15 protein-coding genes are annotated in these 15,128 nt (G+C 74.4%); 11 read left to right on the forward strand and 4 right to left on the reverse strand.

Going from position 1 to position 15,128, the window contains the following annotated elements; all coding sequences use genetic code 11:
• Window positions 1-46: 46 nt before the first annotated feature.
• Complete coding sequence (locus KPL59_RS20090) at window positions 47-661, reverse strand: CGNR zinc finger domain-containing protein (RefSeq protein ID WP_226361663.1); 615 nt, start codon at window positions 659-661, stop codon at window positions 47-49.
• A gap of 167 nt (window positions 662-828) precedes the next feature.
• Between KPL59_RS20090 and KPL59_RS20095 the strand changes: the two genes are divergently transcribed.
• Together KPL59_RS20095 and KPL59_RS20100 are read left to right on the forward strand one after the other, a co-directional pair.
• Window positions 829-1,695, forward strand: a complete 867-nt coding sequence (locus KPL59_RS20095; RefSeq protein ID WP_226352677.1) for a sulfurtransferase — start codon at window positions 829-831, stop codon at window positions 1,693-1,695.
• Window positions 1,692-2,624 (forward strand): ketopantoate reductase family protein, encoded by a 933-nt coding sequence (locus tag KPL59_RS20100; RefSeq protein WP_226361664.1) that lies wholly within the window; start codon window positions 1,692-1,694, stop codon window positions 2,622-2,624. The genes KPL59_RS20095 and KPL59_RS20100 overlap by 4 nt, the downstream gene beginning before the upstream one ends.
• Window positions 2,625-2,660: 36 nt before the next feature.
• Here the strand turns inward: KPL59_RS20100 and KPL59_RS20105 are convergent, their stop codons facing one another.
• The 3 genes from KPL59_RS20105 to KPL59_RS20115 all read right to left on the reverse strand — a co-directional run bounded on the left by KPL59_RS20105 (window position 2,661) and on the right by KPL59_RS20115 (window position 4,302).
• Window positions 2,661-2,915, reverse strand: a complete 255-nt coding sequence (locus KPL59_RS20105) for a hypothetical protein (protein WP_226352679.1) — start codon at window positions 2,913-2,915, stop codon at window positions 2,661-2,663.
• Window positions 2,916-2,959: 44 nt separating this feature from the next.
• The gene (locus KPL59_RS20110) at window positions 2,960-3,265 is read right to left on the reverse strand and encodes a hypothetical protein (RefSeq protein ID WP_226361665.1); all 306 of its coding nucleotides are present in this window, start codon (window positions 3,263-3,265) and stop codon (window positions 2,960-2,962) included.
• A gap of 251 nt (window positions 3,266-3,516) precedes the next feature.
• Window positions 3,517-4,302 (reverse strand): SDR family oxidoreductase, encoded by a 786-nt coding sequence (locus tag KPL59_RS20115; protein ID WP_226352681.1) that lies wholly within the window; start codon window positions 4,300-4,302, stop codon window positions 3,517-3,519.
• 124 nt (window positions 4,303-4,426) lie between these two features.
• Between KPL59_RS20115 and KPL59_RS20120 the strand changes: the two genes are divergently transcribed.
• The 9 genes from KPL59_RS20120 to KPL59_RS20160 all read left to right on the forward strand — a co-directional run bounded on the left by KPL59_RS20120 (window position 4,427) and on the right by KPL59_RS20160 (window position 15,069).
• Entirely contained in the window at window positions 4,427-5,650 is a 1,224-nt protein-coding gene (locus tag KPL59_RS20120) for a cytochrome P450 (RefSeq protein WP_226361666.1), read from the forward strand.
• A complete protein-coding gene (locus tag KPL59_RS20125; RefSeq protein ID WP_020627128.1) occupies window positions 5,647-7,107 on the forward strand; it encodes an aldehyde dehydrogenase family protein in 1,461 nt (486 codons plus the stop codon). Before KPL59_RS20120 ends, KPL59_RS20125 begins: the two co-directional genes overlap by 4 nt.
• A 99-nt stretch (window positions 7,108-7,206) precedes the next feature.
• A complete protein-coding gene (locus KPL59_RS20130) occupies window positions 7,207-7,893 on the forward strand; it encodes a TetR/AcrR family transcriptional regulator (protein WP_020627127.1) in 687 nt (228 codons plus the stop codon).
• Window positions 7,894-8,045: 152 nt separating this feature from the next.
• Window positions 8,046-9,626, forward strand: a complete 1,581-nt coding sequence (locus KPL59_RS20135; protein ID WP_226361667.1) for an AMP-binding protein — start codon at window positions 8,046-8,048, stop codon at window positions 9,624-9,626.
• Window positions 9,617-10,249, forward strand: coding sequence for a histidine phosphatase family protein (locus KPL59_RS20140; RefSeq protein ID WP_226361668.1), 633 nt, complete (start codon window positions 9,617-9,619; stop codon window positions 10,247-10,249). Before KPL59_RS20135 ends, KPL59_RS20140 begins: the two co-directional genes overlap by 10 nt.
• Before the next feature lie 64 nt (window positions 10,250-10,313).
• Entirely contained in the window at window positions 10,314-10,946 is a 633-nt protein-coding gene (locus KPL59_RS20145) for a MarR family transcriptional regulator (RefSeq protein WP_226361669.1), read from the forward strand.
• Window positions 10,947-10,973: 27 nt separating this feature from the next.
• Window positions 10,974-12,590, forward strand: coding sequence for a pyruvate, phosphate dikinase (locus KPL59_RS20150; protein ID WP_226361670.1), 1,617 nt, complete (start codon window positions 10,974-10,976; stop codon window positions 12,588-12,590).
• 355 nt (window positions 12,591-12,945) lie between these two features.
• A complete protein-coding gene (locus KPL59_RS37040) occupies window positions 12,946-14,685 on the forward strand; it encodes a PEP-utilizing enzyme (protein WP_226361671.1) in 1,740 nt (579 codons plus the stop codon).
• Between the two features lie 75 nt (window positions 14,686-14,760).
• Window positions 14,761-15,069, forward strand: coding sequence for a YciI family protein (locus KPL59_RS20160; RefSeq protein ID WP_226352686.1), 309 nt, complete (start codon window positions 14,761-14,763; stop codon window positions 15,067-15,069).
• Window positions 15,070-15,128: the final 59 nt, after the last annotated feature.

Below are 15,128 nucleotides of genomic sequence, written 5' to 3' on the forward strand. Positions count from 1 at the left end.
CCGGCGGCCCGGATGCCGCGCGGGTGCCGACGGCCGGGGCGTGCCGTCAGCCGTGCTCGGCGTCGGCCGCCTCCAGCGCCGCGCGCCGCCGTGCCCTGGAGGCGCGCAGGTTCACCGCGTTCCCGCAGACTCGCACGTCGTGCCAGGCGCCGCTGTTGTTGCGGGACCGGTCGTAGAACGCGACCGCACACCGTTCGTTGCGGCAGGTCTTGAGCCGGCGCCAGGTGTCGGCGCGCTGGGCTTCGAGCACCTCGATGAGGAACTGGCCCACCACGGTGCGCCACCCCTGCCCGCGCGGGCGCAGGACCACCGAGCCGTCGGCGGCCAGCACGAGGCCGACCGAGGCGCTGCGCAGGTACTCGTCCTCGGCCGCGCCCTGACCCCGATCCGGTGCGGAGACCACGGCCCGCAGGTCGGCGCGCAGTGCCTGCAGCTCCTCCAGGCCCCGGTCGTCGAGCACCGCCGACGGCAGGGACCGGCCGGTGGTCGCGGTCCAGTCCGACAGCGCCGAGTCGAGCCAGGTCCGCGCGCTGTCGAGCTCCCCGAGCAGATCCGGCTGGCGAGGGCGTTCTGCCGGGATGGTGTTCAGCAGGTCCTGCACCAGGGCCAGGCCGCCGTCGGCGACGGCGGTGTCGTAACGCGACGTGGCGGTCCAGGGCATGGCACGAGTCTAGCGCAGCTCAGTCACTACGACGTAGGCGAGTTTGGTACGTATGCATCGTCTACCTCGTATCCAAGGGCAGAATCAGCTGTCACGGACTTACATCCGACTGACTATGGACGTAAGCTAAAGCTATTTGTTTACGTCGATGCGAGTGGAGCTAAGCCATGAGCCGCCAGGACGCCCTGATCACCGCCGACTGGGCGGAGGAGAACCTCGGCACGCCCGGTGTGGTGTTCGTCGAGGTCGACGAGGACACCACCGTCTACGACGGCGGGCACATCCCCGGTGCCGTCCGGATCGACTGGAGGACCGAGCTGCAGGACCAGGTCCGTCGCGATGTCGTCGACCGGGCCGGCTTCGAGGCGCTGCTCTCGGACAAGGGCATCGCGAACGACGACACGGTGGTGCTCTACGGCGGCAACAACAACTGGTTCGCCGCCTACGCCTACTGGTACTTCACGCTCTACGGCCACCCGGCGGTGAGACTGCTCGACGGCGGCCGCAAGAAGTGGGAGCTCGACGGGCGCAGGCTCGACACCGCCGTGCCGGCGCGCCCACGGACCACCTACACCGCGCGTGAGCAGGACCGCTCGATCCGAGCCTTCCGCGACGAGGTCGTCGACGCGATCGGAACGGCGTCGCTGATCGACATCCGTTCGCCCGAGGAGTACGCCGGTCGGCTGCTGGCCCCCGCGCACCTCCCCCAGGAGCAGGCCCAGCGTGGCGGGCACATCCCGGGGGCGGTGAACATCCCGTGGAGCCGCGCGGTCGCCGAGGACGGCACGTTCAGGTCCGACGACGACCTGCGGGCGCTCTACGGGGGTGCGGGCATCGACCGCGACACCAGGGTCATCACCTACTGCCGCATCGGCGAGCGCTCCTCGCACACCTGGTTCGCCCTGCACGAGCTCCTCGACCACCCCGAGGTGAAGAACTACGACGGGTCCTGGACCGAGTACGGCTCGCTGGTCGGGGTGCCTGTCCAGACCGGCGACGAGCGGGGCTCCGCCGTCGCTCCGTCCCGGGCGTGACGACGCCGATGAGGACCCTGGTGCTCGGCGCCGGTGCGACCGGGGGCTACCTCGGCGCGCGTCTGCTCGCCGCGGGCCGCGAGGTCACCTTCCTGGCTCGCCCGGCCACCGCCGACCGGCTGTCCCTCGAGGGGCTGCAGATCCGCGGGGTCGACGGGGTGACCCACTCCCACCTGCTCCCGTCGGTGGTGACCGCCGACGAGCTGCGCTCCCCGTACGACCTGGTCGTCGTGGCGGTGCGCGGCAACGCGCTGCCGGACGCGGTGAAGGACGTCGCCGCCGCGGTGGGACCGCACACCCAGATCGTGCCGCTGCTCAACGGGATGGCGCACCTGGACACGCTGGTCGATGCCTTCGGTGCCGGAGCGGTGCTCGGGGCGACCGCCCGGCTGGCGGCCACCCTGCTGCCGCACGGCGTGATCGTCGAACAGGCGGTCGGCGCCACGCTGGAGCTCGGACGTCCGGGAGCCCCGGGCGAGGACCCCGCGGTCGAGGCGGTCCGCCGCGAACTCTCCGTGGACGGGATCGCGGTGCGCGTCGTCGAGGACATCCGTTCCGCGATGTGGGCGAAATGGGTCTTCATCGCCGCGAGCACGGTGCTGACGTGCCTGGGCGGCGCCCGGGTGGGGGACGTCGCGGCGGCCCCGGGTGGACCGGGCCTCGTCGACGCCGTGGTCACCGAGCTCTCCGCCGTCGCCGGGGCCGACGGCCACGCCGGCGACCCCGCAGCGCTCGTGCGCGGTCTCTCCGATCCGAGCTCGGGGTTCGTGCCGTCGATGACCCGCGAGCTGTGGGCCGGGCGACCGGTGGAGGTCGAGGTTCTCGACGAGCTCGCGGCCCTCGCCCGACGCCGAGGGCTCGCCTCGCCGTTGCTCGACGCGGCGCGGGTGCGCCTGCGGCTCGGCCGTGAGCCGAGGCCGGTGGGCTGAGCGAAGTACGGCGCCCCGGGAGACGGGCTCGGATGGTCAGTCGCGACGGAGCGCCCAGCCGGCGCGGCCCAGCGCGACGGCGACGACGATGCCCGACACCAGGCCGACCGCGGGCATGATCAGCAGGGCCGGGGACCAGTCACGGCTCAGGCTCAGCACCGACTCGTAGGCGCTGTCGCTGCGGGTCGGGCCGTAGGACACCACCTCGTAGGACAGCGAGGGGGCCAGCATCGTGCAGAGCAGGCCGAGGAACGCGCCGAACACACCGAGCACGACAGCGAGTGGACGCATCTTCCCATCGTGTCGAGCCGCCGGTTCTGCCGACGAGGCGGGTCTCAGGCGCAGAGTCCCTGCGGGGCGGCGACGGGTTCGAACTGGGCCGAGCCGCCCGGCCATCGGAACACCGGGATGTCGGGGGTGGCGAGGGTCATCGATCCGGCCAGGTGCTGGTCGGGACCGATCTCGGTCTCGGCGGTCAGCGGGTCCGCGGCCTCGGGCTGCGCGATCCACGTCCTGCCCGCGAACTGTGCGGTGTGGATGCCGCAGTGGACGTAGAGGTGGTACTCGTAGCTGACGCCGAGGCGGGCGTCGGGGACGGTGCCGTAGTGGACGACCGGTGGCTGGCCGGGGATGTGTTGCACGCTGCTCGGTACGGGCACCGGCGTCGCGCTGGCGGGAGGGGGCGGCGGAGTCCCGTAGTAGATCGGTGGGATGCCCTCGTGCTGTGTGCATCCGGTCAGCAGAGCGGCCGACGCCGTGAACACTGCGGCGACTCCGGCAGCTCCGAGAGGTGGGCGCACGACACGACCGTAGCGGCCCCGATGCCGGCCCGGACGGTCTCTCGCGATCCGGATCGGGAGCGGGCAGCGTCGTCCGCCGACGGCGCGTCACCTCAGCGGACGGCGCGCGCCCGCAGGGCGGTGAGCCCGCCGTCGAGGCGCAGGTCGATCCCGTTCAGCCAGGAGGCCGCGGGCGACAGCACGAACTCGACGACGGCGGCCACCTCGTCGGCGCGCGCGTTGCGCCCGACCAGCCGGCTCGCCTCGTCGAGGGTGGGCATCGTCGCCCGGAAGTCGGCCAGGATCGGGGTCTCGACCGGGCCGGGGCTGACGCTCACCGCCCGGACACCGCGTGGGTGCAGCGTCGCCGCCAGATCGACGGCGAGGGCGTGGACCACCTGCTTGGACAGCTGGTACGCGCCGGGACCGTCGAGTGCGGTGGCCTCCAGTGCGGCCTGCAGGTCGTCGTCGTCGAGCGCGAGGTAGCGGTCGAGCTCGTCCGGGGTCGCGGTGCCCCGGTACCCGGCCATCGACGACAGCAGCACCACCGCGGAGCCGGGGGTCAGCAGCGGGGCCAGTGCCCCGACCACCCGGCGGAGCCCGACCACGTTGACCGCGTGCACGACCGGCGGCGGGACGCTCCCGGGCACCCCCGCGACGGCGGCCACCCCGTGCAGCGGGCCCGTGGCGCGGACCGCCGCCACCGCCGCCTCGACCGCGGCCGGGTCGGTGAGGTCGCAGGCGAGCGGCTCGGCTCCGTCCGGGACCCCGGAGGCCGCGCGGTCGAGGGCGACGACCTCGTGCCCGGACGTGACGAGCCGGTCGGTGAGCGCCGCGCCGATGCCCGATCCGGCACCGGTGACGACGAACCGGCGGACACCGGCTGGGTCGGTGGTCATGGGGCTCCTCGAGGTCGTGGCGGATGCGATCGGCGGGTTTCCGCGGGCTCGGAGCTTATGTATAGTCTCGTTCGCAAAACTGGTCCACAGTCGGACCGGACGTCGGTACGGGATGGAGATCGCCATGGCCGCCTCGACAGAGTGCCCCGTCGGTGGGGTGCGCGGCGTCGACCTGCTCGACGCGGGCGTGTTCGCCGCCGGACGGGACCCGGAGATGTTCCGCGTCCTGCGCGACGGGGCCCCGCTGCACTGGAACCCCGGCCCCGGCGAGGGGGAGGGGTTCTGGTCGGTGACCCGGTACGCCGATGTCGAGGCCGTCGCCAAGGACGCCGACCGTTTCGGCAACGGCCAGGGCACCCAGATCCCGGACCGGCGTGCCGAGGGGAACGGCCCGCGCCAGATCCACAACATGGACGCCCCCGACCACGTGCCGTTCCGCCGGGTCCTGACCTCCACCTTCACCCCGCGGGCGGTGGAGCGGCTGGCGGCACGCGTCGAGGAGGTCACCGGCGCGCTGCTCGACGAGGCGCTCGAGCTCGGCGAGTTCGACTTCGTCAAGGTCATCGCCTCGCGGCTGCCCCTGCTGGTGTTCGCGCCGATGCTGGGGGTGCCGGTCGAGGATGCGGACCTGCTGCTGCGCTGGACCAACGAGTCCTCCAGCGAGGACCCGGAGTACTCCGCGGGCCCGGAGACGGCGGCGCGGGCGCGCGACGAGCTGTTCGCCTACTACGCCGACCTCACCGAGCAGCGACGGGCCTGCCCGGCCGACGACATCGTCAGCACGCTGACCCGGGCCACGCCGAAGGGGGAGCCGCTCACCCAGGAGTGGCTCAACCCGTACTACATGGTGCTGACCGTCGCCGGGAACGAGACCACCCGCAACCTGCTCTCCGGCTCGGTCGCGGCGCTGTCGGAACACGGGCGGTGGGACGAGCTGCGTGCCGGCGGCGCACCGCAGCTGCGGTCGGGGATCGAGGAGATGGTCCGCTGGGTGTCCCCGGTGGTGCACATGCGCCGCACCGCCACCGAGGACGTCGAGCTGCACGGGCAGACCGTGCGGGCCGGGGAGAAGCTCGTGCTGTGGTTCGCCGCCGCCAACCGCGACGAGCGCGTGTTCGACGCACCGGAGGAGTTCCGCCTGGCCCGCACGCCGAACCGGCACCTCGGGTTCGGCGCGGGCCCGCACTACTGCCTGGGGGCCCACCTGGCGCGGATGGAGACCAGGGTCTTCTACGAGCAGGTCCTGGCCCGCGGGATCCGGATCGAGCCGCTCGCCGAGCCCGACCGCCTGCTGTCGAACTGGTTCCACGGGATCAAGCGGCTGCCCGTGCGGGTGACGCAGGGATGACCGCGGCCCCGGGCATCCGGCCGGGCGCGCACCTGGTCGTCGACCGGCTCTCCCACCGCATCGGCGGCGAGTGGGTCGAGGCCGGCGGGGCGCCGATCGCTGTCGGGTCCCCCGCCACCGGCGCGACCGTCGCCCACGTCGGCGGGGGCACCGCCGAGGACGCGGGGCGCGCCGTGACCGCCGCCGTCGCGGCGGGCCCCGCGTGGGCCGACACCCCGGTGGCCCGCCGCGCGGAGATCGTCCGCGCCCTCGGGGACCTGCTCGCCGCGCACACCGACGACCTGGCCGGTGTCGTCACCACCGAGGTCGGGATGCCGTACCACCTGGCCGGGCCCGCGCAGGTCGCGGTGCCCGCCAGGGTGCTGCACCTGACCGCCGACGCGGCGCTGTCCCACCCGTGGTCCGAGCCGGTCGCCGCGGGCGAGGTGCTGCGGGTGCCGGCCGGGGTGGTCGTCGCCATCACGCCGTGGAACATGCCCCTGCACCAGATCGCGGCGAAGGTCGGGCCCGCACTGGTCGCGGGCTGCACCGTGGTGCTCAAGCCCAGCGAGGTGGCGCCTCTGACCGCGTTCGCCCTGGTCGGACTGGCCGAGGAGGCGGGAGTCCCGCCGGGTGTGCTGAACCTCGTCACCGGCACGGGGCCGGTGGTCGGCGAGGCGCTGGTGCGCGATCCACGGGTCGCGGTCGTCTCACTGACCGGCAGCGGCCCGTCCGGCGCCCGGGTCGCCGAGCTCGCCGCGCCCGGCATCACCCGGGTCTGTCTCGAGCTCGGAGGCAAGTCGGCCAACGTGCTCCTCGACGACGCCCCGTTCGACCGGGCGGTGCCTGCGGCCGTGGCGCAGGCGTTCTTCAACTCCGGGCAGGCCTGCAACGCCCTCACCCGGCTGCTGGTCCCCGCGCACCGGCACGACGAGGTCTGCGACCTGCTCGTCACCGCGGTCCGGGCGCTGACGGTCGGCGACCCCTGGGACGCCGGGACCGATCTCGGCCCGCTGGTGAGCGAACGGCAACTGCGGTCGGTGCGCGGGCACGTCGACCGGGCGCGTGCCGACGGTGCCCGCCTGCTCGTCGGCGGCAGCGAGCCCGACCCCGACCTGCCCGAGGGGCACTACCACCGCCCGACCGTGTTCACCGGCGTCGACCCGGGGTCCGCGCTGGCCAGGGAGGAGGTGTTCGGCCCGGTCCTCGCGGTGCTCACCCACAGCGGCGACGACGACGCGGTCCGCCTGGCCAACGACACCGAGTACGGCCTGGCCGCGGGCGTCTGGTCGGGCGACCCGGACCGGGCCCGCGCGGTCGGGCGTCGCATCCGGGCCGGCCAGGTCAAGGTCAACGGCGTCCGCACCCGCGACGGCCTCGACGCGCCCTTCGGCGGTCTGGGTCGGTCCGGTCTGGGCCGGGAGCTGGGCCGGTTCGGGATCGACGAGTACGTGGAGCTCGTCTCCCTGCTCGGGTGACCGCCGCACGGCCCGGGGCTCCGCCCCGGTGGGTACAGTGACGCGACTATCGCATTCGCGCCCGCGTACAGGGCGGCGCGACAGGGGGCCGGAGGTCGGGTGGCCGAGCAGGACAGCGCGCAGCAGGACGCGCCGGAGGCCCCGCAGCGCCAGGTCCGGGGCAAGAACGCCCGGGGCATGCGGACCCGCCGGCAGCTCATCGACGCCGCCGCCGACTGCTTCGCCGAGTACGGCTACACCAGTACCCGGATCTCCGACATCGTCTACCGGGCCGGGGTCTCGCAGGGGAACTTCTACCGGCACTTCACCAGCAAGGACGAGATCTTCCTGGAGGCGCTGCGGCCGGGCCTGGACTCGCTCGTCGAGTCCAGCCGGCGCAGCACCGTCGGCGACCGCCTGGACCTGGCGACGATGGAGGAGCTCACCTCGGCCTACCTGGTCTCCTACACCCGCAACCGGCACCTGCTGCGGGTCATGCGGGAGGCCGCGGCCATCCGGTCCGACGAGGGCTTCACCGAGCTCTGGCTGCGCCAGCGCGCGTCGTTCGTCGAACGGACCGCGGGCTGGCTGCGTCGCCTGCACGCCGCCGGACGCATCGCGGAGACCGACTTCGGTCTACTGGCCGACGTGCTCGGCTCGGCCGTCGAGCAGATGGCCTACGTGCACATCGGCCTGGCCGAACGGGCCCCGCGCCCCGAGGAGCTGCAGCGGCTCGCCCGCGGCGTCGCCGAGGTCTGGCACCGCTCCATCCCGATCCTCGACGAGGGTCCGCCCGCCGGGTCCTGACCCACCCCGGTCGACCCGATGACTGCCGGGTCGCACATGGCCGGGCGCCGACGCGTGTCCGGACCGGCACGGAGCTTGTCCGGGCACGCCTCACGCGGTACCTTCGGCTCGTCGTAATGTGAACGGACGTTGCAAAACTGAGCGGAGGAAGCGTGTACCCCGCATCGTTCGCGGTCACGGTGCCCGACCGGACCGCCCTCGTCGTGGCGGGCAGCGGTGACGCGGTCACCTACGCCGCGCTCGACGACCGCAGCGCCCGGCTCGCGGGTCTCCTGTACGCGGCCGGCCTGCGCCCGGGTGACACCCTGCTGATCGCCTGTGGCAACGACGTCCGCTGGGGCGAGGTGTTCTGGGCCGCCCGGCGCAGCGGGCTCCACCTCGCCGCGGTCAACCGGCACCTGTCCGCCGCCGAGCTCGTCCCGATGACGGAGGACGCCCGCCCCGCCGCCGTCGTCGCGGGTGGGGCCGGCATCGCGACGGCGCTGGACGACGCGCTGGCCCGCGCGGGCGTCCCGGTGCCCGCGGTCCGGCTGGTCATCGGCCCGGACGTGCCGTCGGGCTGGACCGGCCACGACGCCGCGGTGGCCGCCGCACCCCGGCTCCCGCGCGACGCCGAGACCACCGGCGGCCGGATCCTCTGGAGCTCGGGCACCACCGGCCGTCCCAAGCCCTTCCGGGTGGCCCCCACGGGCGGTCACCCGGCCGACGGACCGGTCCGCTCGGCCGCCCTCATGCGCAGCCTCGGGTTCCGCACCGAGCCCACCGGCCCGGGTGAGGCCCCCGACGTACTGCTCGTCGCCGGGCCGGCCTACCACGCGGGCCCGCTCGGCTTCCTGCAGTCGGTCCAGGAGGTCGGCGGCACCGTCGTGCTCATGGAGCGCTTCGAGCCCGAGGCCGCGCTCGCCGCGATCGAGCGCTACCGGGTCACCCACAGCCAGTGGGTCCCGACGATGTTCGTGCGCCTGCTCCGCCTGCCCGACGAGGTCCGGAACCGCTACGACCTGTCGTCGCACCGGGTCGCGGTGCACGGCGCCGCGCCGTGCCCGCCGGAGACCAAGCGTGCGGTCCTCGACTGGTGGGGCCCCATCGTGCACGAGTACTACGGCTCGTCGGAGGGTTACGGGCGCACCACCATCGGCCCGCACGAGTGGCGCGAACGCCCCGGGTCGGTCGGGCGTCCGGCCGGGAGCACCGTGCACGTCGCCGACGCGGACGGCCGCCCGCTCGGCCCGGGTGAGGTCGGCGCGGTGTGGTTCGCCCGGCCCGGTGCCGCCGAGCCGCAGCGACGTCCGGACGGCACCGCCGACCTGGCCGCGACACCGGGCTGGGGGACCGCGGGCGACCTCGGCCACGTCGACGCCGACGGCTACCTCTACCTCGACGGCCGCAGCGGTCACACGATCATCACCGGCGGGGTCAACGTGTACCCCCGGGAGGTCGAGGACGTGCTGCTCCCGCACCCGGAGGTCGCCGACGCCGCCGTCGTCGGGCTGCCAGCCCCGGAGTTCGGGGAGCGGGTCGTCGCCGTCGTCGTGCCCGCCGCCGACACCGACCGGACGGGGCTCGCCGACCGGCTCGTCGCGCACTGCCGCGCCCGCCTCGCCGGGTTCAAGACCCCCCGCGAGGTCCGTCTCGTCGAGTCCCTGCCGCGCAGCGACGCCGGGAAGGTCAGGATGGGCGAGCTGCGCGCGTCGCTCGTCCCGGAGCCCGCCGGGAGCAGACCGTGGAGCTGATCGTCGTCCGGCACGGGCGTCCGGAGACCGTGCAGGGGCACGTCGCCGGCGCCGACCCCGGTCTCACCGAGGAGGGCCGCCACCAGGCGGACCTGCTGGCCGCACTGCTGACCGGGGCGGCCGGGCTGGCCCCCGACCGCATCGTGTCCAGCCCGATGCGCCGCGCGCTGCAGACGGCACACCCGCTCGCCGAGCGCACCGGGCTGCCGGTCGCCGTCGACGACCGGCTCGCCGAGTTCGACCGCGGCGCGCACACCTACGTACCCGTGGAGCTCAGTGGCACCGACCGGGCCGCCCAGTGGCGGGCGCTCGAGTCCGGCGTCTGGGGCGAGCACCGGTTCGACCCGGAGGCCTTCGAGCAGCGCGTGCTCGCCGCGTTCGAGGACGTCATCGCGGCGAACCCCGGGCAGCGGGTCGCCGTCGTCTGCCACGGCGGTGTGATCAACGCGTTCCTGTCCCGTCTGCTCGGTCGCCGACGCAGCATGTTCGTCCAGCTCGACTACACCTCGTTCAGCAGGTTGCTCGCCTCGAGCGGGGGCGTCCGCCAGCTGCGCAGCATCAACGAGACCCCGCACCTGCTCCTCCCGGCCACCGGGCCCGGGCTGCACAGCCGGTCCGCCTGAACCCCACCATGACCCCGTCGACACCGTTTTGACACCGTCGTCACCACGAACCGGAGGAAGCGCCGTGACCGCCGACACCACCACGTCGCCCGACCTGCTCGTCCTGCACACGCTGCGACTGTCCGGCTTCGTCGCCGCCCCGGTGATCGCCCGCCGGACGGAGCTCGACCACGTGACCGTCGACGCCGCCCTCGCCGCGGCCGCGGAGGCCGGCCGGGTGAAGGAGCGCACCGGACGCGTCGCGGGCTGGACGCTCACCGCCGAGGGCCGCACCGAGCACGCCCGGTTGCTGGCCGCCGAGCTGGACGCGTCCGGGGCGCGCGCGGCCGTGGAGCGGGCGGAGTCGCGGTTCCTGGAGCTCAACCAGCCGTTCAAGGAGATCTGCTCGCGCTGGCAGGTCCGTCCCGACGGCACCCCGAACGACCACTCCGACCCCGCCTACGACCGTGGTGTCGTCGACGAGCTCGGTGCCCTGCACCCGCGTGCGGTCGAGGTGACCGCCGAGCTCGCGGGGGTGCTGCCGCGGTTCGGCCGCTACCCGCGCGACCTCGCCGCGGCCTGGGAGCGGGTCGACGGCGGCGAGACGACGGCGTTCGCCGCGCCGCTGCGGGAGAGCTACCACGACGTGTGGATGGAGCTCCACCAAGACCTGATGAGCACGCTGGGCCGCGAACGCGGCGCCGCCGACGGCCACTGAGCCGCACCGCAGACCGTGAGGACGACGATGACCAGCACGGCCACCGCGGCGTCCACCGCCGTGTTCGCCTTCGACCACCCGCACGAGCGGCCCCCGCGCGAGCTGGCCGACCTGCTCGGTGGCAAGGGCGCCGGGCTCGCCGAGATGACCTCGGTGCTCGGCCTGCCGGTGCCCCCGGGCTTCACCCTGGGGCTGCCCGTGTGCGCCGCCCACCGCGCCGGGGGATGGCCCGCCGGGCTCGACGAGGCCATCACCACCCAGCTGGCCGCCCTGGAGGAACGCCTGGGCCGCCGCTTCGGCGACCCGGCCGACCCGCTGCTCCTCGCGGTGCGCAGCGGCGCCCCACGGTCCATGCCGGGGATGCTCGACACCGTCCTCAACCTGGGGCTCGACGAGGCCACCACGGCGGGCCTCGCCGAGGTCTCCGGTGACCCGGTGTTCGCCTGGGAGAGCTACCGGCGGTTCCTCGCCATGTTCGCGACCACGGTGCTCGGGGTCGACCACGCCCTGATCGGGCCCGCCCCTGCCGAACGCACCGAGGCCGCGCTGCGCGCCGAGGTCGACCGCGTCCGCGCGGTCCTCGACGCCGCGGGGACCCCGGTACCGACCGACCCGCGCGCCCAGCTGCGCGCCGCGGTCGAGGCGGTGTTCCGCAGCTGGGACAGCCCACGCGCCCGCGCCTACCGCGAGCGCGAGGGCATCTCGGACGACCTCGGCACCGCGGTGAACGTGCAGGCCATGGTGTTCGGCAACCGCGACGACTCCTCCGGGACCGGTGTCGTGTTCACCCGCGACCCGTCCACCGGCGAGAACGTCCCCTACGGTGACTTCCTGCTCCGGGCCCAGGGCGAGGACGTCGTCGCCGGCACCGCCCGCACCACCCCGATCGCGGGGATGGCGACGTCCCTGCCGCGGGCGCACGCCGAGCTGACCGGGCTCCTCGACCGTCTGGAGCGCCACTACCGCGACATCTGCGACGTGGAGTTCACCGTCGAGAGCGGGCGGCTCTGGGTGCTCCAGACCCGGGTCGGCAAGCGCGGCGCCGTCGCCGCGGTGCGCGCGGCGGTGGAGATGGTGGACGACCCGGCGATCGGGCTGTCCCGGGCCGAGGCGCTCGCCCGGGTGCCCGAGCAGGTGCGGGAGCGGGCGCGGGCCGAGGTGCTCGCCGCGGGCCGCGGGGCCGCGTCGACCCCGGCGGCGCTCACCACCGGTCTCGGCGCCTCGCCGGGCCGGGTCAGCGGAGCCGTCGTGCTGAGCGCCGACGCGGCCGCCGACGCCGAGGGCGACGTCGTGCTGGTCCGGCCGGAGACCAGCCCGGAGGACGTGCACGGTATGTCGGTCGCCGTCGGCATCCTGACCAGCACCGGCGGGCTGGTCAGCCACGCCGCCGTCGTCGCGCGCGGCTGGGGCATCCCGGCCGTCGTCGGGGCGGAGGAGCTGCACGTGGGTGCCGACGCGGTGCACGCCGCCGACGGGACCCGGCTGTTCGGGCCCGGCGACGTCGTGACCGTCGACGGCGCGACCGGCGAGGTGTGGCTCGGCGACGTGACCGCGGGTGCCGACGACGGCGCTTCGGACGCCGAGGTCGTCGCCCGGTTGCTTCCCGCGCTCGCTGTGCTGGACGGCTGGGCCGCCGCCGGCTGAGTCCGGAACGGAGGACCGCGACCGGGCCGGCGCACCGAGCTCGCGTGCGTGCGGTCTCCGCCTCGACGGCGAGGAATGCGAGGGATGAGTCGCACCCGGGGTGCCCGAAGGGCGACACGTGCGGGCCCTGCCAGGCCACCGCCCGACGGCGCGACGCTCGACATGACCGGTCTGTCGCGTCGAGTTCGCCCGAGGTCGTGGGCGACGCCGTCCGGGCACGGCGGAGTGACGGTTGACACGCCGCCCGCTGCTCGCCAGAATGCGACGGATGAGTCGCACATCGAGCGTCGCGCCGACGCCCGGGTGCCCGGACCTCCGCCCGTGTGCGGACCTCGATGACGAGGAGACCAGCTCCGTGACCGACTGGCCCATCTTCGACCGCACGTCGAAGACCTTCCCGCTCTACTCCCGGGCGAACGTCGGCGAGATCTTTCCCGACCCGATCTCGCCGCTGAACGCCTCGACCGGCTTCCAGGCCAACCTCGAGCCGGGCTGGCGGGACGCCTTCGTCGCCTGCGGCGTCTGGGACCACGACCTCTACGACGCCTCGGTCGAGCGCAACGTCCTGCCCGCCTTCGGGAGCTACCTCTACATCAACATGTCGCTGATGCGCCTGTTCGGCGTGCGAGTGCCGGGGATGGGCGCCGAGGCCGTCGACCTGCAGTACTTCGGCGACATGCCGGGTATCCCGAGCTACGAGAGCGAGAAGCGCGACTTCGACGACGACCCGGCGTACTCGGAGAAGGCCGGCGCCTGGCTGATGAACGAGGTCCTGCTCGCGAAGGACCTCGCCGCCTACGACGCCGACCGGCGGACGGTGCTGGACATCCGGTCGCAGCGACCGGACGTCGCGACGTTGTCGGACGCCGCGCTCGCCGAGCGCATCACCTCGTTCAACGACGTCCTGCGTGGCCTGTTCCAGCGCCACATCGAGTCCAGCCTCAAGTCCGGCGTCGGTCTCGGGGCCATCTCGCAGATCGCCGCGGCGGTCGGGCGCCCGGAGCTGGCCCTGACCCTGGTCGCCGGCATCGGCGACGTCGACTCCGCGGGTCCGTCGCACGGGATGTGGACACTGAGTCGCCTCGCGCGCACCGGCCCCGTCGCGGAGCTGTTCGACGGCGGTGTCGAGGGCCTGGACGCCCGGCTGCGGTCCTCCGGCGACCCGCAGGTCGCGGAGTTCGTCGCAGGGCTCGACGCCTTCCTCGGCGAGTGGGACTTCCGTGGCCCGGCCGAGTGGGAGCTGCGGGCGCTGACCTGGAGCCTGCGGCCCGAGCTCGCGCTGCACACGGTCGACCGGATGCGCGGCGTCGCGGACGAGGAGTCCCCACAGATCAAGAACGCCGAGCGGGTCCGGCAGCGGGAGGAGGCCACCGCGACCGTGCGGGAGCTGCTGGCCGGTGACGCGGAGGCTGGCGGCCAGTTCGAGGCCGCGCTGCACGCGGCGGCGCTCTGGCTGCGCGGGCGGGAGCGTTCCCGCACCACGGCCGCGATGCTGATCCACGAGCTGCGGCTGCCCGCGCTGGAGCTGGGCCGGCGCGGCGCCGAGGCCGGTCACCTGGACGCGGCGAAGCAGATCTTCATGCTGTTCGCCGAGGAGCTGCCCGCCTACCTCGCCGATCCGGGCTCGTTCACCGCCACCGTCCGCGAGCGCGAGCGCGTCTACCTGGAGATGTTCGACCTCGAGCCGCCGTTCGTCGTGGTCGGTGACCCACCGCCGACCGGCGAGTGGGTGCGCCGCTCGGGTCGGACGCACACCGCGGCCGTCGCCGGGGAGACCATCCAGGGAGTGTCCGGTTGCACCGGGGTCACCCGGGGTCGGGCGCGGGTGCTGCTCGACCCGAACGACCCCTCGGCGCTGGAGCCGGACGAGATCCTCGTCGCGCCCATCACCGACCCGTCGTGGACGCCGCTGTTCGTCGCGGCGTCCGCGGTGGTCGTCGACGTCGGGGCGCCGTTCTCGCACGCCGCGATCGTGAGCCGTGAGCTCGGCATCTCGTGTGTCGTGTCGGCGACCGACGCGACCGGCCGGATCCCGAACGGCGCGCTGATCGAGGTCGACGGGACCACCGCCACGGTCACCGTGATCGAGGTCTGACCGCGGCGCGCCCGGGACCGGCCGCCGTCCGACCGGTCCCGGCGCACCGCCCCGAGCACGTGCGACGATCGCACCGTGGCCACCACCTTCGCGCTGATCTACACCTACACCGACGACACCGAGCTGCGGGACGCCACCCGCCCCGCGCACCGGGACTACCTGCGCCCCTTCGGCGAGGACGGCACGATGCTCGCCGCGGGCGCCTGGGCGCCGGGGGAGGATCCGGGCGGGCTGCTGATCTTCCGGGTCGAGGACCGGGCCGCGGTGCAGCGCATCGTCGACAACGACCCGTTCACCACCGCCGGCGTCGTCGCCCGCGCCGACATCCGCGAGTGGGCGCCCCCGCTGGGCCCGCTCGCCGGGGCGCTGACCGGCCAGAACTGACTCCGGGGGCAGCCGTCCCCCACCCGCGCCGCACGGGCCGGGAGCGCACCGCGCTCCCG

Origin of the sequence: Pseudonocardia sp. ICBG1142 (assembly GCF_020496255.1) — a bacterium.
GTDB lineage: Bacteria > Actinomycetota > Actinomycetes > Mycobacteriales > Pseudonocardiaceae > Pseudonocardia.